General features: G+C 57.3%; 19 protein-coding genes, 1 tRNA gene, 1 pseudogene and 2 riboswitches. Of the genes and pseudogenes, 9 read left to right on the top strand and 12 right to left on the bottom strand.

Annotated elements, in window-relative coordinates; genetic code table 11:
• Window positions 1–222 precede the first annotated feature (222 nt).
• From CQ019_RS15020 to CQ019_RS15010, 3 genes are all read right to left on the bottom strand, one after another.
• Complete coding sequence (locus CQ019_RS15020; RefSeq protein ID WP_105570031.1) at window positions 223–1,179, bottom strand: ROK family protein; 957 nt, start codon at window positions 1,177–1,179, stop codon at window positions 223–225.
• Between the two features lie 34 nt (window positions 1,180–1,213).
• Window positions 1,214–1,627 (bottom strand): hypothetical protein, encoded by a 414-nt coding sequence (locus CQ019_RS15015; RefSeq protein WP_105554197.1) that lies wholly within the window; start codon window positions 1,625–1,627, stop codon window positions 1,214–1,216.
• A 138-nt stretch (window positions 1,628–1,765) separates the two neighbouring features.
• Window positions 1,766–2,329, bottom strand: a complete 564-nt coding sequence (locus CQ019_RS15010; RefSeq protein WP_105570030.1) for a helix-turn-helix domain-containing protein — start codon at window positions 2,327–2,329, stop codon at window positions 1,766–1,768.
• A 215-nt stretch (window positions 2,330–2,544) separates the two neighbouring features.
• On the opposite strand from CQ019_RS15010, the gene CQ019_RS15005 reads away from it, so the two are divergent.
• The 4 genes from CQ019_RS15005 to CQ019_RS14985 all read left to right on the top strand — a co-directional run bounded on the left by CQ019_RS15005 (window position 2,545) and on the right by CQ019_RS14985 (window position 5,590).
• Window positions 2,545–3,132, top strand: coding sequence for a DinB family protein (locus CQ019_RS15005; RefSeq protein ID WP_105570029.1), 588 nt, complete (start codon window positions 2,545–2,547; stop codon window positions 3,130–3,132).
• A 355-nt stretch (window positions 3,133–3,487) separates the two neighbouring features.
• The gene (locus tag CQ019_RS18330; protein WP_146112496.1) at window positions 3,488–3,871 is read left to right on the top strand and encodes a hypothetical protein; all 384 of its coding nucleotides are present in this window, start codon (window positions 3,488–3,490) and stop codon (window positions 3,869–3,871) included.
• A 154-nt stretch (window positions 3,872–4,025) separates the two neighbouring features.
• Window positions 4,026–4,138, top strand: a riboswitch (SAM riboswitch).
• A gap of 18 nt (window positions 4,139–4,156) precedes the next feature.
• Complete coding sequence (locus tag CQ019_RS14990) at window positions 4,157–4,423, top strand: hypothetical protein (protein ID WP_105554201.1); 267 nt, start codon at window positions 4,157–4,159, stop codon at window positions 4,421–4,423.
• 63 nt (window positions 4,424–4,486) lie between these two features.
• Complete coding sequence (locus tag CQ019_RS14985) at window positions 4,487–5,590, top strand: VIT1/CCC1 family protein (RefSeq protein ID WP_105554202.1); 1,104 nt, start codon at window positions 4,487–4,489, stop codon at window positions 5,588–5,590.
• 68 nt (window positions 5,591–5,658) lie between these two features.
• On the opposite strand, the gene CQ019_RS14980 is transcribed toward CQ019_RS14985, so the two are convergent.
• Window positions 5,659–6,786: an LOG family protein gene (locus tag CQ019_RS14980; protein ID WP_258133671.1), complete on the bottom strand. Its 1,128-nt coding sequence runs from the start codon at window positions 6,784–6,786 to the stop codon at window positions 5,659–5,661.
• Window positions 6,787–6,936: 150 nt separating this feature from the next.
• Between CQ019_RS14980 and CQ019_RS14975 the strand changes: the two genes are divergently transcribed.
• Window positions 6,937–10,275 carry a DEAD/DEAH box helicase gene (locus CQ019_RS14975; protein ID WP_181148532.1) on the top strand — a complete coding sequence of 1,113 codons (3,339 nt, stop codon included), beginning with the start codon at window positions 6,937–6,939 and terminating at the stop codon, window positions 10,273–10,275.
• 222 nt (window positions 10,276–10,497) lie between these two features.
• Window positions 10,498–10,722 (top strand): hypothetical protein, encoded by a 225-nt coding sequence (locus CQ019_RS14970; RefSeq protein WP_096253737.1) that lies wholly within the window; start codon window positions 10,498–10,500, stop codon window positions 10,720–10,722.
• A gap of 84 nt (window positions 10,723–10,806) precedes the next feature.
• Here CQ019_RS14970 and sucD read toward each other — a convergent pair whose 3' ends face one another.
• The 3 genes from sucD to pcrA all read right to left on the bottom strand — a co-directional run bounded on the left by sucD (window position 10,807) and on the right by pcrA (window position 15,514).
• Window positions 10,807–11,709, bottom strand: coding sequence for a succinate--CoA ligase subunit alpha (gene sucD, locus CQ019_RS14965; protein ID WP_105554206.1), 903 nt, complete (start codon window positions 11,707–11,709; stop codon window positions 10,807–10,809).
• Window positions 11,710–11,725: 16 nt separating this feature from the next.
• Window positions 11,726–12,898 (bottom strand): ADP-forming succinate--CoA ligase subunit beta, encoded by a 1,173-nt coding sequence (gene sucC, locus CQ019_RS14960; protein ID WP_105554207.1) that lies wholly within the window; start codon window positions 12,896–12,898, stop codon window positions 11,726–11,728.
• A 240-nt stretch (window positions 12,899–13,138) separates the two neighbouring features.
• Window positions 13,139–15,514, bottom strand: coding sequence for a DNA helicase PcrA (gene pcrA / locus CQ019_RS14955; protein WP_105554208.1), 2,376 nt, complete (start codon window positions 15,512–15,514; stop codon window positions 13,139–13,141).
• Window positions 15,515–15,577: 63 nt separating this feature from the next.
• Here pcrA and CQ019_RS14950 point away from each other — a divergent pair, with 63 nt between their 5' ends.
• Together CQ019_RS14950 and CQ019_RS14945 are read left to right on the top strand one after the other, a co-directional pair.
• Window positions 15,578–16,231 carry a hypothetical protein gene (locus tag CQ019_RS14950; protein WP_105554209.1) on the top strand — a complete coding sequence of 218 codons (654 nt, stop codon included), beginning with the start codon at window positions 15,578–15,580 and terminating at the stop codon, window positions 16,229–16,231.
• 56 nt (window positions 16,232–16,287) lie between these two features.
• Window positions 16,288–16,364 (top strand) — tRNA-Arg (locus CQ019_RS14945).
• A 68-nt stretch (window positions 16,365–16,432) separates the two neighbouring features.
• On the opposite strand, the gene CQ019_RS14940 is transcribed toward CQ019_RS14945, so the two are convergent.
• Both CQ019_RS14940 and CQ019_RS18800 read right to left on the bottom strand, forming a co-directional pair.
• Window positions 16,433–17,416: an ROK family protein gene (locus CQ019_RS14940; RefSeq protein WP_258133682.1), complete on the bottom strand. Its 984-nt coding sequence runs from the start codon at window positions 17,414–17,416 to the stop codon at window positions 16,433–16,435.
• An 81-nt stretch (window positions 17,417–17,497) separates the two neighbouring features.
• A pseudogene (locus CQ019_RS18800) lies at window positions 17,498–17,662 on the bottom strand (winged helix-turn-helix transcriptional regulator); the annotation flags it as partial.
• A gap of 188 nt (window positions 17,663–17,850) precedes the next feature.
• Between CQ019_RS18800 and CQ019_RS14935 the strand changes: the two are divergent.
• Complete coding sequence (locus tag CQ019_RS14935; protein ID WP_181148547.1) at window positions 17,851–18,264, top strand: NUDIX domain-containing protein; 414 nt, start codon at window positions 17,851–17,853, stop codon at window positions 18,262–18,264.
• 147 nt (window positions 18,265–18,411) lie between these two features.
• Here the strand turns inward: CQ019_RS14935 and CQ019_RS14930 are convergent, their stop codons facing one another.
• The 3 genes from CQ019_RS14930 to CQ019_RS14920 form a co-directional block, all read right to left on the bottom strand.
• Window positions 18,412–20,289, bottom strand: a complete 1,878-nt coding sequence (locus CQ019_RS14930; protein ID WP_105554212.1) for an ABC transporter ATP-binding protein — start codon at window positions 20,287–20,289, stop codon at window positions 18,412–18,414.
• A 67-nt stretch (window positions 20,290–20,356) separates the two neighbouring features.
• The gene (locus CQ019_RS14925; RefSeq protein ID WP_105554213.1) at window positions 20,357–20,851 is read right to left on the bottom strand and encodes an HNH endonuclease; all 495 of its coding nucleotides are present in this window, start codon (window positions 20,849–20,851) and stop codon (window positions 20,357–20,359) included.
• Window positions 20,852–21,076: 225 nt separating this feature from the next.
• On the bottom strand, window positions 21,077–21,928 hold the full coding sequence (locus CQ019_RS14920) for a C40 family peptidase (protein ID WP_258133673.1): 852 nt from the start codon (window positions 21,926–21,928) through the stop codon (window positions 21,077–21,079).
• 3 nt (window positions 21,929–21,931) lie between these two features.
• Window positions 21,932–22,101: riboswitch (cyclic di-AMP (ydaO/yuaA leader) on the bottom strand.
• Window positions 22,102–22,192: the final 91 nt, after the last annotated feature.

Here is a 22,192-nt window from a genome sequence, read left to right as displayed (position 1 = left end):
GGCACACTCGACAAGAGTTGCCTAATATGAAACATGAGTTTCCTCCCATGCTATTTATCGGTGCGCCGACCGTCAAGGTGCAATCAACAGCGAAGCCACGAAAACCGGTTTTTGCTGGTTAAAACAGCGATCCCGCAACACCGATTGGGTTGCGGGATTAGGTCGCTGATTTGGAACGTGAAAATGCGATGAAGCGAATAGTGCGCATTCGCAGGAAACGAGTTACCCGTGCCACCGGGCCAAGTCCGCAGCGCCGATCAGCCCGGCATCCGAGCCAAGCTCGGCTCGTACAACGCGAGCAAACGGCCGGTAGCCTCGCCCCGGCAGTAACTGCCGGTAGGAGGCCTCCGCCTGTTCGACCAGGCAGGTAGAAGCAGACCCTAGTCCCCCGCCGATGACCACGACACCAGGATCCAGCACAGCCACAAGATTCGAGATTCCCCTCCCGAGCCATCGGCCCATCTCATCGATGAGCTCCATGCAGGCAGGGTCGCCATTGACCGCCAATGCCGTCACCATCGCTCCGCTCACCTTGGCTGGATCCGCATGGCAGGCTTCACGCAGGCTATGCGCCCGCGGAGAATCCAACCGGACAAGCTCCGCGCCTTCACGGCCCAGTGCGTTGCCCGACGCGTATTGTTCCCAGCACCCTCGATTTCCGCACGGGCAACGATGGCCGTCCACCACCAAAGTCTGGTGCCCGAACTCCCCTGCGACGCCAAAACTGCCACGCAGAATACTGTTGCCGAACATGATGGCACCGCCGATACCCGTGCCAAGGGTCAGGCAGACGCTCAGCTCTTCGCCTCGCGCAGCTCCGAAACGATGCTCGGCCCACCCTGCGGCGTCGGCATCATTATTCAGGACGACCTGGCGGTTCATCTTCGACTCAAGACGTTCACGCACCGGCTCATCACGCCATGCAAGATGCGGGGAGAAGAGGACATGCGAACCGCTTCGGTTAATCCAGCCGGCGACCCCGACGCCCACGGGCATATGAGCATCCCCGTCGCTGAGCTCGCTGACTACCTCGGCAATAGAATCTTCGGTCAAGGCTGCGCTCCGGCCCGGAGTAGGGCGGAAGCTTCGGCGAAGAATCCGGCCGTGGCCATCGACCACGCCCCCGGCGATCTTCGTCCCGCCGATGTCTATGCCGACCGCAAGGTTTTCGGTAGACATTTCACCCTCCCAATGCGTGCATGTAGTTCAGCAGCTAGCCTTCGAAGGACTTCTTGCTGCTCGCTACCAATGCCCGGTCCACCTCATGGAACCCAAAACAGAAACCTGCCGAAAGCACGAAGGACTTAATCGCAATCTCGTCGAGTTCATCCGCCACATATACCAGCTGGACGGGCCCGGCAAGCACTAGTAGCACCAGCGTCCACACCGCATATACCCAAGAGGTTTTCGCCTGTGCCATCTGCGGGTATTGAGAACGACGGTGAATAGTGCGTAAGCCGATGACCAGAATGACCCCCGCCAGAATCGCCGCCCCAGCGATGAAGAAATAACGTTGAGTGCGGATCAATGTCATGGTCACACCAATTAAGACACCGAGAATTGCAGACATCCACCAGCTCGCGGAGCGCAGTTCGACCAGTTCAGCCCGTGGCTCGCTTTCCGTCACGGAGCTCCCTTCGGTTATTTATCGGCGTCGAGAAAAGTTGTTGACGCTATGTCAAGGATACGCTTTGGGCTTTGCCCGGCCGAAACCCGGCACAGACGGAAAACGCGCAAGCCCTTCAAAAGCGCACTGCGGTTTTGGTCAGAGCAACAGCGTCCAGGTCACTACGGCGGTCCGGTCCGAAGTATTCTCCCAACTGTGCGGCTCACGGCCCGGGAAGGTTACCGTATCGCCCGCTTGCAGTTCAATGCGGTCCTCGGGCAGAACCAAGGTAAATTCTCCGGAAATCACGTGCAGAACTTCCACCTTGCAATCCACCGAATACAGCTCGGCTTCCCCCGAGCCCTGAGGCGCGACCTCTGCCCTAATCATCTGCACCCTGGTCTCGGCGCGGGGAGTGACCAGTTGTTCGGTGATCCCGTGACCACCCAAGGCGATTCGCGGCGCGTGCTCCAGCCTGACCAATTTGGTTTCAGGTACTGAGAAGAGCTGTCCAACCTCTAAGCCCAACACTTCGCAGAGCCTGAGCAACGTCGACACCGAAGGGCTAGTCAAGTCTCGCTCCACGCGAGACAAGAACCCCTTGGTCAGTCCGGACATTTCGGCCACCTGGTCGATGGTCATTCGTCGGGTTTGGCGTACCCCACGCAAACGGGCGCCGATATTAATCGACGAGCCGGTGGGCTCTACGGGCAGTGTTTTCATGCTCTCCCACCATTTTGACACCGGCGCAGCCCTAGCTTGGCAGTACCCGGCCTACAATTCCGCTAAACCAATCCGGTTCAGGTTCCTACACTGCGTCAGTTTACCAATAGGCAACGAGAACTTCGCCGAACTCACGCTTCAGTCCTGAAGTCAGCAAACAAGCCCTCAATGCGCCGTCGCTGTTTATTCAATCGCCATGAAACTAGACTCGGCACATGGATACCGATAGCAATCCGTCCTCCAAGAGACTTCGGAACTATTTGAACGAGGCCCGAAACACCGTGCTCTGGAAGTGTCAGGGACTCTCCGAAGAGTTGGCCCGCCGTCCCATGACGGATACCGGAACACACATGCTTGGTGTCATCTACCATCTAGCAATCACCGAATACGGTTATTTCGGCGAGTGCCTAGGTCGTGTGCCCAACGATCGGCATGTGCTTCAACTACTGCAAAGCGATGATCCGCAGATCGACTTCCTGCCTCCCGCCAGCTTCTCCGTAGAAGATGTTCTCGCGTTGTATCGAAAGTCCATCGCATTCGCCGAGCAGACGCTCGATGAATTAAACTTAGAGTCCCCGGCTGAGGTCCCCTGGTGGTCAGTGCATCGGCATACCACCGTGGAGCATCTCATTGTTCATATGATCGCGGAAACCTCCCGGCATGCTGGGCATCTTGATATCGTCCGAGAGCTTCTCGACGGACAGGTAGGACTGCGTGAACAGGCGAGAAATATCCCCGGCTTTAGCGCTGAGCAATGGAAGCAACAGCGCTCCACCCTGCAGCGAATCGCCGAGCAGTCCTAACACCGGTCTTGGTTAAAGCTCGCTCAAACCCCTAGCCGGGCACCGCCTCAAAGTGCTCGCATAAGCTCGCACCAGCTCGGATGGCCTCATCCGAGCCCAGCGGCTAGAGCACCAGCTTTGAAATCCTCACCACGCAAATGATTCGGATCCCCTTCCCTTCCTCGCACGCCTGAAGATCTCGAAGGCCAAGGCCTCGCCTGCGACGATGGAACTCTGGTTGATCGCTGTAAGGAGCTGGCAGGCTTGGGACTTGGCCGTGACTTTCACCCTCGCAGCATGCGCTCCGGCAGACTCCGGGATCTCAGGCAATGCAACCTTGCCGGGGAAAACTCGTTGTCCTTCTCAGGATTGCAGAATGAGAATTACCTGCGCAGCGTACAGCTCACAGACGCGAACGGCATCGTGCGCTTCACCAGCATCTTCCCCGCGTATTACGCCGGACGCTGGCCGCATATCCACCTCGAAGATTGCCCGGCCCCAGAACTCGTTCACCGATTCGGCCAACGCTATCGCCAACTCAAAGGCAGCCCTGCCCCAAGAGGCCCGTAATGCGGTGCATGCAGCGACCGGTCACGAGCGGTCGGCAACTAATCTGAAGGGCGCCACCTGCGGCGAAATCACCTCCGGTTACGCCGTAAAGTTCGAAGTCGAGGTCAACCCCTGGACCGAACCCCGCGACGGGGCATGCCTGGCGGTGGCCCCGGCAACGACGGCGGGCCGGCAGGAGAATCACCGGTAATGCCGGATGGGCAGGGCCCCGGCCAGCAATCTGCACCTTCGGCGAGCGCAGAATCCTAATCGGCACGGGGCCGTGCACCATGAGACCCGCGAGAGCTGCGTATGACGTTTCACTACGCGGCCGGATGGCGCACCGGTGTAACATCGTGGTGTTGCTTCACGAGATGCGGCGCCAAGCTCCGACTGGCCGCACACCAACCCCAGGTTCATGGGTGGTTCGGATGAAGAAGCGGTCCGTACGCCAATCGGCTACGGGCAAGAGCTCTTTTAAGGGTCCACGATAGTTATGGCTTTAAACGTCCTTCCCATTATCGACCTGCAAACCGGCCAGGTGCAGTTTCCGCTTCGCGGGGTCTGGGTCAGCTATTACGTCACGGACCCGCACCTGCTCACCCGTTTGCTAGCCAGAACCGTGGGTCCGCCGAGCTTCGATAGTCAGCGCGAGGAACTTTCGGTATTCGTGGCAGTTCGGGGGCAAAACGCTGGCACCGCCCACGTATTTAGTCTTGCCAAATTCCCAGTGCTTGAATCGCTCACTAAACTAGGGGGTTGAACCTAATCCGGATCATCTGCCCGTGAACATGATCCAATCTGCCGCAGGAGACGCATCCCCGTGATGGCCCAAACCTCAACTCCCGAACCAACCAAGGCGCAGATCCGCCGCTGGCGCCAGTACATGGCCGATGAGGTCGCCGAAGGCGCGATCTACCGTGAACTGGCCGAAAAGCGCACCGGACAAGAACGCCAAATTCTCCGTGGGCTAGCCGAAGCGGAAGAACGCCACGAAAATTACTGGCGAACCAAGCTCGGCGAACATGTACGCCCGGTCCGCCCGTCCATGCGGCGCACAATGTTGCGTTTCATGGCCCGTCATTTCGGTTCGGTGTTTGTCTTGGCGCTGGCCCAACGCGCCGAAGGCAACTCTCCCTACGCCACCGATCAGGACGCCGCTCCGCAAATGGCGGCGGACGAGCAGGTGCATGAGGAAGTCATTCGTGCTTTGGCTACGGTCGGCCGGTCCCGGTTGTCCGGCAACTTCCGAGCCGCAGTATTCGGGGCGAATGACGGTCTGGTCTCAAATCTAGCCCTGGTCATGGGCATCGGGGCCACCGGTGTGGCCTCGTCCCTCGTGCTCTTCTCCGGAATTGCCGGCCTGCTGGCTGGCGCGCTGTCCATGGCTGCCGGGGAATTCGTGTCAGTCCGTTCCCAACGTGAGCTTCTCACCGCGTCGCGCCCTACCCAGGTCACGCTTTCTGCCGCCCGCGACCTCGATCTAGATGCCAACGAATTGGTCTTGATCTACAAGGCACGTGGCATGAACAATGAGGATGCCGAACACCGCGCGGCAGAACGCATGGGGCTGTTTACCTGCGATTGCAACCCCTCCTTCTCGCTCCATCCAGAAGTTCGCAGCGCGGAGCTGGAACGCGAACATGAGGAGCTAGGTTCGGCACCGGGAGCCGCCATTTCTTCGTTCATGTTCTTCGCTTCCGGCGCAGTTATTCCGATCCTGCCTTACATCTTCGGGCTCACCGGGCTAGCTGCGGTGAGCGTGGCAGTCGCTTTGGTCAGCATCGCGTTGCTGCTCACCGGCGGCGTCGTTGGCCTGCTATCCGGCGCGTCCCCGCTCAAACGCGGCATCCGTCAGCTGGCCATTGGCTTGGGTGCGGCCGCTGTAACCTACTGCTTGGGTTTGCTCTTCGGCACCACCGTGGCTTAGCTCCAAGAAGCAGACTACTGGCCGTTGCCCCAACATGATGCGTCGTGGGGCAACGGCCGGTCTCGTTATTAGAACCGCGTGCGGCGCCGCAATGGAGTCATTGTTTCAATGAATTCGACAGCTTCTTGCACCGAGTCCACCAAAGCTATCCTGCTTTCCATGGCCCTCCCGGCGGCAAGCGCCTGCAGCAAGGGCCAGACTGGAAGCTTCCGGGTCCAATGCTCGCGGCCCACCAACACAATGGGAGCTACGCGAGCGCCAGTCGCGTAGTAGTTTTCGCAGGCGTCTTGGAATATTTCCTGGACTGTCCCGGCTGCACCGGGAAGCACAATGATTCCGCCATTTGCCTGTTCGAGCAGGATGGCTTCGCGAATCGAGTTCGTGAAAAACTTTGCTATATGCGTGGCGAACAGGTTCGGTGGCTCATGGCCATAAAACCAGGTGGGTACGCCCATTGAACTTTTCGTGCTGGGGAATTTTTCACGCACTCGCAATGCCGCACGCGCCCAGGCAGTCCGATGACGGATCGCGTCCGGAGCTTGTGCGAGGATATCCACGGCTCTACCGATAGCCGTTTCGTCATAGTCTGCAAGCCACGCGCCGGCGTTAGCCGCTTCCATGGCCCCTGGTCCCCCACCGGTAACAATCGAATAGCCTCGACCGGTCAGCATTGCACCGAGCCGTACTGCATCGGCGAATTCTTGCGTGCCACGTGCTACCGCGTGCCCACCCATGATCCCGATCATGGGTGTCTCGGCAAATACCCCGTCGTAAACAGCATTCAACATGGCCTGGCCAATATGGTGATCATGCAAAGTCGTTGCCATCGTGCTGTCATCGGTAGAAAATTCCGCAGGTGAATTTGCTTGCGAATAGGTATAGATCTGCGCGTCGAGCACCTGCGAGTAGGGCGCTTCCTTGATCCCCGCGTAGAGCTCTAGCGGGGAATAGAGCTCACGTTCGGAAATATTGAAGGGCAGTTGCGCTCCGGTACTCATGCATAGCCCGCCGGTTGCTTCCACGAGCGAACGTCCGGCCTTGGAGTAGACGCAATCAATAAAAAGGCAGTCGGCAAGGTCCAAAGCGCCTAAGACCGCGTCCCTAGCTTGAAGATCAACCCGGTGTACGCGCCAGTTTCGGGCAAGCGATGCTTGGGTTTCCATGGCTTCGGCGGCGAGCCTGTCGAACTCAATCACTGTGGTGATATTGACCGCTCGGGCGGGGAGGTGGGGCCACACATGAGACATGCACCTACGCTACCTTGAACACAAGTGATTATTCACAGTTAGCGTCCTCAACTTTCACCTACGCCCCGAACGTGAAACGATGAGAGGATGACTGATTCTGTGCCACCACTCATTGACGCAAGGCACCTACTGGCGTACCTGGGTGACGTTCCATTCTTCTTCGGGCAACAACTTGCCAAGAACGACGAATCAGTGACTGAGGTCGCCTTTGACGAAACCTCGAGTGTCATCTCGGGTACCGTCCTCGAAGATGGTCAGAAGTTCTCACCCACTCTCACGGTAATTCGCAGCGCTTCGGGCTGGTCCATCGACGTTTCGGCCTGCAGCTGCGACAAAGGCTCGATCTGCCCACATATCGCGGCGCTGTCCCTCACCGCCAATAAGATCGCAAAGCTGCCCCGCCCGGCGGTCGTCCAAGAGCAAAAGACCGTTGCCGCTTGGTCCCAGCAAGTGAACACCTGGTTTGAAGAACCCGAGCCGGGGCCCGCAGACGGACTCTTAGGGTCCCCAAATGACCCGGTCGTGGCCATGGCCTTGCAGTTCATGGTCTTTGATTCGAAAAATACCTCCCAGCAACAGCAGTGGATGCCTTCGGGAGCGGTCCCCCACCCCACGCGCAACAAACGCTTCCGTTTGGGCGTCCGCCCCATGGTGCGCAATTCCGAGGGACGCTGGGTTCGTGGACAGCTGCGCTGGACTACCATAGCGTTCAAGACTTACGGCTGGAATATGCTGCGCAATCAGCACCATTGGTTCACCCGTTTTGCTGCGCTAGCTCGAAGCAACACTCAGCTGCAGTTTAAGGTCGACGAAGACTGGCTGTTCCTCGATGAGTATGCCTCGGATCTGCTGTGGCCAATGCTTGGCGAAGCTCAAGATCTTGGCATCGAGCTGATTAGCACCCGCAATGAGACCAGCGTGAATATTGACCGCCAGTCCAGATTTGAGTTGCTCGCCGACCTCGGCCAGGACAAATCGCTCACCGTGGCTGGACACTTGAACATTGCAGGTCAGGGCCTAACGCTCAACGCAGAGACTCCCAGCGGAACGATCTCGGACCACGGGTTCTATGTTGAATTGGAAGCACCTGAACAAATCTGGTTGGCGCCAAGCCAAGAGATCGTTCCCGCTCAGCACCGCCGCTGGTTTCAGAATCGCGAACCCTTGCAGGTTCCCGAAGATCAAATGCAGGACTTCTTCGCCGGTTCGTACGCGCGCCTTGCGCGCCGTTTCAATCTGCGCAGCATAAGCAAGGATCTGGTACTTCCCGCCCTGGCCCCGCCGATGGTCCACGCTGATGTGAAATTCATGCGTGAGGAAAAGGAAGATGGCAGCATCAAGGAATCTGCCACCATTGATTTCCAGATCCACTACCCGGGAGTGCCCAACGACCGCGAGGTCTATGACGCCCAGGCCGAGGATTCTTTGCGTAGCACGGTCAATGACGTCTTCGAGCGGCACACAGGCATCAGCAACCACGACTTGGACTCGAAGTTCTTCTCCGGTGAACACATGATTGTTTTTGTTTCGGAGCTGCTGCCCGCCCTACATGGCCTGTCCATCATGAAGATCACCGAAGAAGGTATTCGCCCGGTTTACCGTCAGCTACGTGAACTTCCGCGGCTGAAGATCAACGCGGTGAGCCACGAACGCAATGACTGGCTTGATTTGGGCTTGCTGATCGCCGTAGGCGACCATGAAGTACCTTTCTCCACCATTCTCGAGGCGCTCACCAGCGGAGCCATGAAGGTCAAGCTTCCGGATAACACCTGGTTCTCACTGGACCACCCGTTATTTGCCAAGCTGAAGGCGCTGGTCGATGAGGCTCAGGCGCTGAATGACAAGCCCAAGGATGCCGACCTGAAGCTCTCGGTCTTCCAAGTCTCGCTCTTCGATGAATTTGATGAGCTTGCCGAGGGAATCGAAGGTGCCGACCTATTTATCGGGCGCATGCGTTCGCTCCTGCGTGTGGCGGAAGGTGAAGAGGCCGAAGTGCCCGATACGCTCAATGCCACCTTGCGCCCGTATCAGGTCGAGGGCTATCAATGGCTTGCGCGCCTGTACCGAGGCGGTTTTGGCGGCATTCTTGCCGACGACATGGGACTGGGCAAAACCCTTCAAACCATCGCGTTAATGCTTCACGCACGCAAACTCTGGGATGACCCGAAGCATGTGGCGCAGCTACCAGCCGCTCAGCGAAACAGTGCCCCCTTCCTCGTCGTTGCTCCAAGCTCCGTTGTTTCCAACTGGGAGATGGAGATCAAACGGTTCGCTCCGAGCCTGAGCGTGATCACCGTAGAAGGTACCCTCGGTTCCGAACGCGAGCTGAACGAACTAGTGGCCAACTATGACGTCATCCTGACCACCTACACGCTGCTTCGGCTCAACGATGAGATGTATGAATCCCAGCGATTCGCTGGCCTGATCCTGGACGAGGCTCAGTTCGTGAAGAATCGTTCGACCAAGGCCCACCGCAGCGCGGTGAATATCCAGACGAACTTCAAGCTGGCGGTCACCGGCACGCCAATGGAGAACAACCTCGCCGAGCTCGGCGCGCTGCTTTCGTTGACTTCTCCATCGCTGTTCATGAATACCAGCCGGTTCAACCGCCAGTTTGCCCGTCCCATTGAAGTGCTAGGCGATAAGGAAACCCTGAAGTTACTGCAGCGCCGCGTGAAACCTTTCATGCTGCGCCGCACCAAGGAATCTGTCGTCTTGGATCTCCCCGCCAAGCAAGAACAGCAGGTCTTGGTGCGTCTGAGCGAAGAGCACCAGCATGTGTACGACACGCATCTGAACCGTGAGCGACAGAAGATCTTGCACCTTGTTGAGGATCTAGACCGCAACCGCTTTACGATTTTCCAGTCGCTGACCCATCTACGCATGCTTGCCTTGGAACCTTCTCTGGTTGACCCGGAACTTGCCGAAATCCCGGGCTCTAAGTTGGAAGCGCTCTTCGAGCAGCTTGAGGATGTGCTCAGCGAACAGCACCGCGCTTTGGTATTCTCACAATTCACTTCCTACCTGAAGGTCCTTGCGGCAAAGTTGGAAGCACGTGGTATCCCGTACGTATATCTGGACGGCAACACACGCAACCGTGCGAAGGTCATTGAGCAGTTCAAGGACGGCGAAGCGCCGCTGTTCCTGATCTCGTTGAAGGCCGGCGGTTTTGGCTTGAACTTAACCGAGGCCGACTACTGCTTCCTACTTGACCCTTGGTGGAATCCTGCCGTAGAAGCGCAGGCGATCGACCGCACCCACCGAATCGGGCAAACCCGCCAGGTGATGGTTTACCGGATGATTGCCCAGGGCACCATCGAAGAAAAGGTTGTTGCTCTCCAAGAATCCAAGCGGAAGCTGATCTCCACGGTTATGGACGAAGCCGATGGATTCTCGAAGGCTTTGACGGCTCAGGATATTCGCGGGTTGCTCGAATAACAGCTTTATTACATCTGCGTTGTTTGACGGGCTTTTACCAGCGAATCGCGCTATATTCAATATGTCTAGTTGCGTGTTCTCTGCCACACTGAGCGCAGGCAAAGAGGCAAGCCCCGGAGGTCTTCTCCGGTGGCACAACGCAAGATGAAGGCGGTTATAACCGTGTCCCTGATTAAATCGGAGACTCTGAGTACACCGAGTGACGACTGGATGAGCGCATCGGTGAGCACTGAACAAGATCGTGTGGTGATTGAAACCGAGCAGGAGCGTCTGTCTCTGGACAACGAGCGGCTCTTGGAAAAGATCCGGCGAGTTATCGCTTCGCCGCTCGAGGAAATTTTCTATAACCCAAAGCACCGGATGCTTTTGATACCTGGTGCTTTCGCGGTCATCGGCTCCTCGTTCTTGAGGGTCGACACGGACGCAGCTGCTGGCCTACGCGGCTAGGACATTGTCCGAGTACAGGTAAAGCCCCACGGCATCGAAAACCGATGCCATGGGGCTTTTTCGCGTCTGCGAGTTGCCTAGGGCTTAGAGAGCCGCGAAAACTTCGCGCAACAGGACGGCAGTCTCCGAAGGAGTCTTGCCTACCTTCACGCCGGCAGCTTCGAGAGCTTCCTTCTTGGCCTGAGCGGTACCTGCCGAGCCGGAGACGATGGCGCCAGCGTGGCCCATGGTCTTGCCCTCGGGAGCGGTGAAGCCAGCCACGTAGCCAACAACTGGCTTGGTGACGTTGGCCTTGATGTAGTCGGCTGCGCGCTCTTCAGCGTCGCCGCCGATCTCGCCGATCATCACGATGGCCTTGGTCTCTGGATCAGCTTCGAAAGCGGCCAGGGCATCGATATGGGTGGTACCGATGACTGGGTCGCCGCCGATCCCGATGGCGGTGGAGAAGCCCAGGTCGCGCAGTTCGAACATCATCTGGTAGGTCAGGGTACCGGACTTGGATACCAAGCCGATTGGGCCCTTCTTGGTGATGTTGTTCGGGGTGATGCCGACCAGTGCTTCGCCTGGTGTGATGATGCCTGGGCAGTTAGGGCCGATAATGCGGGTGATCTGGTTGCCGTCGGCGTCAACCTTCGACTGTGCCAGCGCCCAGAACTCGGCCGAGTCCTGCACTGGAACGCCTTCGGTGATGACTACGACGAGGCCAACCTCGGCCTCGATAGCTTCAACGACTGCGTCCTTGGTGAACTTAGGTGGGACGAAGACGATCGATACGTCTGCGCCGGTCTCGGCCTTGGCCTCAGCCACGGTGCCGTACACCTTGATGTCCTTGTCACCGTGGGTGACGGTGGTGCCGGCCTTGCGGGCGTTCACGCCACCGACAATGTTGGTGCCAGCCTTGAGCATCAGGGCGGTGTGCTTGGTGCCTTCGCCGCCGGTGATGCCCTGGACGATGACCTTGGAGTCCTTGTTCAGGTAAATGCTCATTGTTCGCTTATCCCTCTTACTTCGCTGCGTTGGCGAGCTCGGCAGCCTTGTCGGCGCCCTCGTCCATGGTTGCTGCCAGGGTCACCAGTGGGTGGTTGGCTTCGGCCAGGATGGCGCGGCCTTCTTCAACGTTGTTGCCGTCAAGGCGGACAACCAGCGGCTTGTTAGCGGAATCGCCCAAGGTGTTCAGCGCGCCAACGATGCCGTTTGCTACGGCGTCACATGCGGTGATGCCACCGAAAACGTTCACGAAGACCGAATTGACCTGTGGGTCATTCAAGATGACGTCCAGGCCTGCAGCCATAACCTCAGCCGAGGCTCCACCGCCGATATCCAGGAAGTTAGCTGGCTTCACGTTGCCGTGGTTCTCGCCCGCGTAGGCTACAACATCCAAGGTGGACATAACTAGGCCAGCACCGTTACCGATGATGCCTACTTCGCCGTCCAGCTTGACGTAGTTCAGGCCAGCGGCCTTTGCCTTGGCTTCCAGTGGGTCTGCTGCGCCCTTGTCCTCAAGCTCTTCGTGAGCCGGGTGGCGAACCTCGGATGCGTTCTCATCCAGGGAAACCTTGCCATCCAGTGCAACGATGTCACCGGCACCGGTCTTCACCAGCGGGTTCACCTCAACGAGGGTGGCGTCCTCTTCCTTGAAAACAACCCACAGCTTTTGCAGGGTGTCGGCAACCTTTGCGCGCAGTTCTTCAGGGAAACCTGCTGCGGCAACGATTTCGTCGGCCTTGGCAGCGTCGATGCCAACCAATGGATCGACGGCGACCTTTGCCAGTGCGTCCGGACGCTCAACTGCGAGCACCTCGATCTCCATGCCACCTTCTACCGAGCACATGGCCAGGTAGTTACGGTTTGCACGGTCCAGCAGTACCGAGAAGTAGAATTCCTCAGCAATGTCGGCGCCCTGGGCGATCATGACCTTGTTGACGGTGTGGCCCTTGATGTCCATACCGAGAATGTTGGAAGCGTGCTCGAAAGCCTCGTCTGCGGTCTTGGCAACCTTAACGCCGCCAGCCTTACCGCGGCCACCGACCTTGACCTGTGCCTTAACTACAACAACGCCGCCGATCTTCTCAGCTGCGGCTTTGGCTTCTTCCGGGGTGTAAGCGACGATACCGGCAAGCACGGGAACCCCGTGTGCCTCGAATAGATCGCGCGCCTGGTACTCATACAGGTCCACGGGTTTGTGTCCTTCGTTCGAAGTTCATGCTGACTCGCGACATGGCCATAAATCGAAATCCATGCCACGCCCTAGAGAGCGCAACGTAACTATCGGCAGTCATACGGCGCCGTAGCCGTGCGCACCTCTCAGACTATCCCTACTTTTACAAACTTCCCACTTTTACAGGCTGTAGAGAACCGCCGAGCAGCCTGTCGCCGGTTTCAAGAAACCTCAAAGCGCGCGCCAAAGATTCTTCGGTTAGTCAACCATTTCTAATGGCGCGTAACGCAATAGAAGCCGTTTTTCCGAGTCAGCAAATTGCACTTTTGCAACCGTCTTATCACCGACACCTTCGATCGCGATAACAACACCCAAGCCAAAGCCAGAATGTTTCACGTTTTGACCAACCTTTGGAATGACAATTTCTTTGTTCTGCTGCACGCGCTGCTTGGCCACCGGAGCGGCGTTGTGCCCACGAGATGCAAAATTCGAAGCATTGCCGGCACCCCAATGAGATCCACGGTCATACCGACTCGTGGCGAAATTCACCGTTCCGTTACTCGCACCCCACCCTGAAAGCTGGGCTCCTTCACGCTTCCAGTCCAACAAGTGGGAAGGAATTTCATCGAGAAACTGACTTGCAGGGTTATATTGCGACTGTCCCCACAAGCTACGCTGTTCGGCACGCGTCAGGTACAACCGTTCCCTAGCCCGCGTTAGCCCCACATACGCTAAACGTCGTTCCTCTGCCAATTCCTTTTCGTCGGTCATGGAACGCTGGTGCGGAAAGACTCCGTGTTCCATGCCGGTCAGGAACACTACCGGGAATTCCAGCCCTTTCGCGGTGTGCAGCGTCATCAGCGTGACCACACCTTCACGAGCCGCCATTTCTGCGCCTTCGCTATCCGTAGGCGCCTCGGGAATCTGATCTGCGTCGGCCACCAACGCCACCCGCTCCAAGAACCCTTCCAGGCCCCCCTCCGGCTCATCATTCACATAGTCACGGACCACCGCGACGAGCTCTGCAAGGTTTTCTACCCGGGATTCATCCTGCGGATCGCTCGACGCGCGAAGCACCTCGAGATATCCGGTCTGCTCCAGCACCGCTTCCAGCGCTTCGGCCGGGCCGGAGCCTTCTGCAACAGTCTTCAAATCGTCCATCAAAGACACAAAAGCCGCGGTCATCTTGATGCCACGAGTCCCTAGACCCGGGGCTTCATCGGAACGGCGCAACGCTTCCATAAATGAGATCCGGTCGCGTTCGGCTAGCGCTGCCACCGCTCCTTCGGCTCGGTCGCCGATGCCGCGTTTGGGCTCGTTGAGGATGCGGCGAACGTTAATGTCGTCTTCGGGATTCACCAATGCTCGCAAATAAGACAGGGCGTCTTTGATTTCCTTGCGGTCGTAGAATCGGGTGCCGCCAACCACCCGATACTTTAGATCTACGCGCATGAGCTGCTCTTCGAGAGCTCGGGACTGAGCGTTGGTGCGATAGAAAATGGCTACATCGCCCGGTCGCACGTCTTCTTCGTCGTTGAGCCGAAGGATCTCCTCTGCGATCCAGCGCGCCTCGTCCCCCTCGGATTCGCCCACGTAACCGGTGATCTGATCGCCGTCCCCGCTGGCCGTCCACAGTCGTTTATCGTTGCGGTCCGGGTTCCGTTTGATCACTTCGTTCGCTGCCGAAAGGATGTTCTGGGTGGAACGGTAGTTCTGTTCAAGTTTGATCGTCGCCGCGTCTGCGTAATCCTTTTCGAATTCCACAATATTGCGAATATCCGCTCCACGAAACGCATAAATCGACTGATCGGAGTCGCCGACCACCGTCAGTTCGCCAGGCATGGTCAGCCCATCAGGTCCGGTTAGTTCTCGTATCAACGAGTACTGCGCGTGGTTCGTATCCTGATACTCGTCAATCAGCACATGGCGGAAGCGGCGACGATAGTTGTCCGCCACCGCTGGGAAGGCCCGGAACATGTAAACGACCTGTCCAATCAGGTCGTCAAAGTCCATCGCGTTCGCCGCGCGCAGCCGTCGGGTATAGCCCCGGTAGACCTCTGCCACGGCTCGCGCGAACGGATCATTGGTGTTCATGGTGGAGGCGAAATCTTCTTCGTCGATAAGTTCGTTCTTCAACGACGAGATCTTGTGGGCGATGGCCTTGGGCGTGAACCGCTTTGGATCAATGTCCAGTCCCTTGGCAATAAGCGTGATCAAGCGCAGGGAGTCGGCCGAATCGTAGATCGAGAAGTTCGACTTCAAACCGATAGTTGCCGCCTCACGGCGCAGAATGCGTACACATGAGGAGTGGAAGGTAGAGATCCACATCTTTTTTGCCCGATCTTCACCGATCAGCGCGGAAGCGCGCTCACGCATTTCCGCTGCGGCTTTGTTGGTGAAGGTGATAGCAAGAATTTCGTGCGGTCGGGCCCGTCCGGTAGCTAGCAAATACGCAATGCGATGAGTCAGCACACGGGTCTTACCAGAGCCAGCACCAGCAACGATCAAGAGCGGACCGCCGTGATAGCGAACTGCCTTGTCTTGCTGTTCGTTCATCCCCACCAATAGCTCTTCGGGCGTTGGTAAAGTGCGCTGTGCCGGCTCCGCGGCGAAGTCATCGTTAAGGAAATCCATGGTGAAGCCAGTCTACGTGGGCTCTGCGACGGTTTCACCGACCTACCCGGCATAATGGACGGTATGGCAAAGAACGTTAAGAAGAGCAAAGAGTACCGCAAGCCAGCGCATTTCCAAGATGAGCAGGCCAAGAGGCTCGGTCAAGGACTGCGAGATTCTGCGCAGCAACGTGAATCCACTTCCAATCCGATGCTGTTGATATCGGCGGGGTTGGTCACGTGCGTGTTCCTCTTTGTGTACTACCACCTGCTCACGATGCACCAGATGACCGATCTCAGCAACGGGTTAGCCATGCCAGATCAGCGTGTCTTCGGTTACACGGTGTCGGATATTGAAGCGCTACGTGCAGCCATGGATTCGGATGCCACCGGACAGCTAAATTATCTTCACAAGACCGCCGGATTGCTGTTCCCGTTGCTGACCGGGCTGTTTTCCATGCTGATCTTCATTCGGTGGATCCCCAACCGTCAGATGCGCTGGCTGGCCTGGCTGGCACCGTTGCTGTTTGCGGTGACCGACCTGTGGGAGAACTTTGCCATTGATTCGCTCTTCGGCGCGGAACTCAACGAAAGCACCGTCGTGCTCGCTTCGATCCTGACCACGATTCGGTGGGCCACGCTATTCATCACGGCTGCGCTAGTCTTTGGCTTGGCGGCTCGTCGTGCGAACAAGGCGATGATTAAGAAAATGGCTCAGATTCGACAGCAGTCATCCTGACAAATTCATCATCAACTTCCTAGTAGGATAGTGTTGATGGCGCGCTTAGCGCCTGCGCCCCTGTAGCTCAGTAGGATAGAGCGACCCTCTCCTAAAGGGTAGGCCGTCGGTTCGATTCCGGCCAGGGGCACCAACAAAAAGTTGAGGTCCCGCTCCTAACCGGAGCGGGACCTCAACTTTTTGTTGGTCTTATCGAACGACTTAGCGCAGTAGCAGTGCGGTAGCCTTCGGCGAGAGCGAGGCATCCATGACGACGCATGCGCCACCGATGGCGCCAACCTGCGAGCCTAGGCTCGAGGTGCGGGTACCGACCTCGTGGACTGCACGTAGCCCGAAGCGACGCTGAACGGCTTCATCGACTTCATCAGCAACGAGCTCGCGAACCTTGTCCCACTGTGGACCGCCGAAGACGATCTCGCGGACGTCCAGCGCATTGGCCAGCTGTCCGGCGACTTCACCCACCCGAATCATCGATTCAATGATCAGCTCCTTGGCGACGGCGTTGCCTTCCAGCGCAAGTTCGGTGAGACGGTTGATGCCTTCGGAGCGCTGCTCCGGGCCCATGATTTCGTAGGTCGGCAGTTCCAGTCCGCGTTCCTTAGCCTGGGCGGCCATGAACTCGTAGGAGGTGCCTGTAGCCAAGCAATCGTCGGCGCCGCACTCTTCGCAGGCGACGGCCTTGCGTCCGGTGGAGTAATGCCCGATTTCGCCAGCGTTGTTGCTCGAACCGTGGTGGACTTCGCCGTCGATGACGATACCTGCGCCGAAGCCGTGGCCGCAGTAAACGAAGACGAAATCATCTGATTTCTCTTCCTTGGACTGCCAACGCTCACCGACCGCAGATGCGATGGTGTCCTTTTCGATGATTACCTGCAAGCGCAGTAGCTTACGAAGTGGATTGACCAGCTCTACATCTGCCCAGCCATCGAGCAGCGGTGGGTTGAGCACCACACCGTCTTCGACGTTAACCGGTCCGGGTACGGCAATGCCGACACCGACGATGTGTTTTTTCGGCACACGAATCTCGGAAATCAATTCCTTGACCGTGTCTGCCATCAGCTGGATGGTTTCCGCGGCTACTTCGAGATTCGGTACATCGATACTGCGCTCACGCAATACTTCGCCGCGCAGGTTCATGGCCACGAAGGTCAGCACGCTTGGGTCAAGATGGATGCCGATGGACACTAATCGGTTTCCCTCTAGTTCCAGAACGGTTCTCGGCTTACCTGGACCGGACACAATGGTTCGGTCTTCGCGAACGATGCCATCGTCAAGAAGACGACGAACGACGTTTGAAATTGTCTGTGGTGAAAGTCCAGTCGAACCTGCGAGCTCCACACGGCTGATGCCGTCCGGGGCTCGTCGGATGGACTCAAGGATAACCGCCTGGTTAAAATCGCCAAGGCGGCCTAAGTTTGTTCCCCGTCGCATTAAAGCTCCATAGATCTATAAATTTGATGGATCGATCTCTCTATTCCAACATCCGGCCAAGACGTCGTCGTACGATCTGAAACTGCGAGTTCTCTAATCACGACGTTGCTCAACTAAAAACGTTGGAGATCCAATAATGCACGTTACCATTCGTCACGAGTTTTCACACGCGATATTGTGTTTTGGTGATGAAAAATTTAACTATCTCGGCAGCGTGTTTAATCAACGATCAGGGACAAATTCTTCTTGTTCGGAAGCGTGGGACTTCAAAATTCATGCAACCCGGCGGAAAACCGGAAGCGGGCGAGACACCCTTAGAGACCGTGATGCGCGAGGTACATGAGGAATTAGGGGTGAAGTTCGAGGAAAAAGACTTTGCAGAGTACGGCCAATGGCTTGGACCGGCGGCCAATGAAGCAGACACCTCAATACAAGCCTATTTGTTCGGCGCAAGATATAACGGTTCCCCCAAACCATTAGCCGAACTCGAAGAGCTCATGTGGATCCACCCCCACGATGCCCTATTGCGTGATGACATCGCCCCACTATTACGCCAGCACGTATTGCCTACCCTTCTCGCTCGGAGAAACGCTCCCAACTAACGAGCAGATATGTAGAAGAGTTTGTCACGTGGCGTTGAGGACCGACCTCGAACCACTTTCATTGGTGCCCGCGGCCATGACAGCTCACCGGTTCTCTGGCATCGCCACGAGTTCCGCGTAGTGCAGGAATATGGCGCATAAGCTGCTTTAGTTGCGATCCGGGTCCTGGGCCGAATTGAACTGAGTTTCATAGAACTTTGAGTAGGCGCCTTGTGCGCTTAGCAAGCTCTGATGCGTTCCACGTTCAACGATGCGTCCACCGTCGATCACCAAAATTTGATCCGCTTGCCGGATCGTTGAAAGCCGATGGGCAATGACCAAAGCCGTGCGGTTTTCCAGCGCCTGGGACAGCGCCAGCTGCACAGCAAGTTCACTGCGTGAATCCAAAGCTGCAGTTGCTTCGTCGAGAATGACCAGTCCCGGATTCGCCAGAATCATTCGGGCGATCGTCAGGCGTTGGCGTTCACCGCCAGATAGCCGGTATCCGCGTTCCCCGACCACCGTGGCCAGTCCGTCCGGGAGGGCTTCGATTTGGCTCCGCAACTGCGCGTCTTCCAAAGCCGACCAAAGTTGCTCTTCGCTGGCGTCAGGGTTTGCCAGCAACAAATTGGAGCGTACGGTCTCGTGCAACAAGTGCCCGTCTTGGGTGACCATGCCCAGTTCGCCATATAGGGACTTGAGGGTGATATCGCGCAGGTCGTGTCCGTTGAGCGTGATAGCACCGCCACGCACGTCGTAGAGCCGTGCGAGCAGCTGCGCGATGGTCGATTTACCAGCGCCGGAAGAGCCGACCAACGCGACGGTGTGACCGGGCTGAATTTCAAAGGAAATATCGTGCAGAATCTCTTCGCCACCGCGTTTGTCGAGCACCGCAGTATCTTCCAGCGAGGCTAGCGACACTTCCTCGGCACTCGGGTAAGCGAAGTTCACCTTGTCGAATTTCACTGCCACAGGCTCTACTGGAAGGGCAATCGCGTTCGGGGCGTTTTTGATCAGCGGTTCGAGGTCTAGCACCTCAAACACCCTGTCGAAGCTAACCAGCGCGCTGGTGATCTCCACGCGGGCGTTAGCAAGTCCCGTAAGCGGCGTATACAGGCGGATAATGAGCATCCCGAGCACTACCACGTCACCCGCCGCCATCTCGCCACGCAAGGCATAGAACCCGCCCAGTCCGTACACTAGGGCCAGCGAAAGCGCCGCGACCAGCCCTAGCACCGTTACAAATGCGAATTGCCGCATGGTCATCTTGATGCCGATGTCGCGTACTCGCGCAGCCCGCAATCCAAATTGCTCGGATTCTTCGTTGGGACGCCCATAGAGTTTGATCAGCGTAGCTCCGGGTGCGGAGAATCGTTCGGTCATCTGGGTGCTCATTGAAGCGTTCAGATCTGCCGACTCCTTGCGCAGCCCAGCTAGGGACTTTCCGAAGCGTCTTGCCGGCAGCAGGAACAGCGGGAAAAGGACCAGCGCCAGGATCGTGACCTGCCAGGAGGTAGTGAGCATGACGATAGCGGTCAGGATCAGTGCAACTGCATTTGAAACGATTCCGGATAAGGTTCCGGCGAAAGCGGCTTGGGCCCCGATAACATCTGAATTGAGCCGGGAGGTCAGTGCTCCGGTGCGAGTTCGTGCGAAAAACGCGATGGGCATCTTCTGCACGTGGTCAAATACCTTGGTGCGAAGATCAAAGATGATTTGCTCACCGAGGTTAGAGGACTGCCAGCGTACGAGCATCGCGAATATCGAATCGAAAACGGCGACTACCACCATAACGATCGCCAAGTTCCGCACGGTCTCCCAACTGCCTTGCGCCACGATTGCGTCAACGACTCGTCCGGCAAGCACCGGTGTGATGACAGCAATTGCCGCTGACAATACAGAGAAAATCACGAAGATTATCAGACGTGCTTTATAGCTGAGTGCGAAGTCGAAAACACGCCGCGGGGTCTCTGGACGATATGCACGTCGCTGTTCGCTCTTTGAGAGCTGCCACAGCGTACTCCACGCCGCGCCTTCCATACTCACGAGTTACCTCCGTGATTTGTTCAGATTAGTACTAACGTCTCAACATCTCACGGAGTCCGAATATTTCCTAGCTGGCATGAAGGTATTGAGCCCATGAAGAATCAATATGGTCAAGTCCGGAAACCAGATGCCCTCCCACCCTTGGCTGATGCGGTGTGAGCAACAATTGCCATCCCAATTGCGAGAGCATCTTGTCGGCCTTGCGGCTGTTACACGACAAGCAGGCCGCTACGAGGTTCTCCCAGGTATTCTGCCCGCCTCTGCTGCGCGGAATTACGTGGTCGATGGTGTTAGCGGTTTTTCCGCAGTAGGCGCAGCGGAAGTGGTCTCTACGAAGAACGCCCCTACGGGTCACATGATTCATGTTCCTGTAGGGGCGTCGCACATATCGTTTTAACACGATCACGGTGGGGCGCGGTAAGTCGCCGTGCGAGCTGCGCACGGGTGACTCGTGATCTTGCAAAATGATTGTTGCTTTCTCGGCAAGCACAAGGAGCAAGGCGCGACGGAAAGTCACCACCGCTAATGGCTCATAACCTGCGTTCAAAACCAACGTTCGCATTCGCATATTTCCTTCAATGAGCTTGTGTGCATCACTAGAAGTTGATGACGACGAGCTCGTCGCAGTTAGATCTCTTGCCGTTAGCCTATGCGATATATTGCCGATTTGGCTTCAAGATTAGGAAGATATTCGTTGATTTTCATCGCGAAGTAGCCCGTAGTTCACCCGGTTAAACGACCATTGGCCACTGAACATTACGTTCGATGGCCAATGGGAGCAGGCTGCTTAGCCAGCTAGAGTGTAGTAACCGTACATCGGGTTGCGGGTCACCGAGTGGATCATGGTATCCACGGTTGGGTTCTGCGCGCCGATCATCTGGCCTCCACCTAGGTAGATGCCTACGTGGCCGCCACCGTTCTGGAACACCAAGTCGCCCGGCTTCGGGCTGCTGGTGCGCTTGAACTGGCCGGATCCGAGGATCGCGGAGGTGCCACGAGCGATGTTGATGCCGTGCTGCGCGTAGACGTACTTCACGAAGCCAGAGCAGTCCCAGCCGCTTGGAGTGTTTCCGCCCCAGACGTATGGAACGCCCGAGTACTTCGAAGCCGTAGCCGCGATACCGGTGAGGTTCTTGCTCGGGACCGAGGATTCCTGCTTGGTGGATTCCTTCTTGGTCTCAGTTGGCGCGCTCTGCTGGCCATTGCCGCCGCGGTTCTGGCGGGTCATTGGTGCCATGGAGTCCGAGCTACCCGAAGAATCGGAGTTGCCCGAGTTTTCGCGAGTGGTTGGCTCGATGTCATCAGCGACAGCGATAACGACCGGCTCGGGCTTTGGCTCAGCAGTGAAGCTGGCGCGCTCGATCTCGACGTTATCCGCCTTCTTGGTGGATACCTTGACTGCCTTGACAGCAACGCGTTCCGGGTTGATCGTGTCAACCGGGGAAGCTGATACGTCACGTGGGGCGGTTGCCTGACCTGGTACGCCCAGGGTGACGATCAGACCGGACGCAGCAGCAACAACGGCTGCCTGACGTCCGACCGAGCCTGCATTCGAGGACACTGCCTGCGAAATGCTAGCAAGTGGGTTGGTACGTGCTGCTGGGGCGCGGTGGCGTCCCGGCGCTTGACGCTTGGTCACAATAAAGCCTCTCCTTGATACCTACGAGGTAAGCTGTCGGGTTCGAAGTGGAGTTACCTCGGTGGATTCGAAGTTTCCTTCTCTTCCACTTAACCCCTAGGGTTGTTAGCCAAAACTAACGACCCGATGTTGGTTCCCCCGTCACTGCCGTACGAGTTGTGTATAACTGCTCATTGCGCGTTGGCAGTGCTCGGTTCTCACGCAATGTTGCTCAAGGATTCCCCTTGGCACGCTGTTTAGCCTATAGGACTATCTTTCAAATGT

This window comes from Arthrobacter sp. MYb229, assembly GCF_002975405.1.
In the GTDB taxonomy this organism is placed as follows: domain Bacteria; phylum Actinomycetota; class Actinomycetes; order Actinomycetales; family Micrococcaceae; genus Glutamicibacter.
The sequence above is the reverse complement of the archived record's forward strand: the minus strand, read 5'-3'. Positions and strand labels throughout refer to the sequence as shown.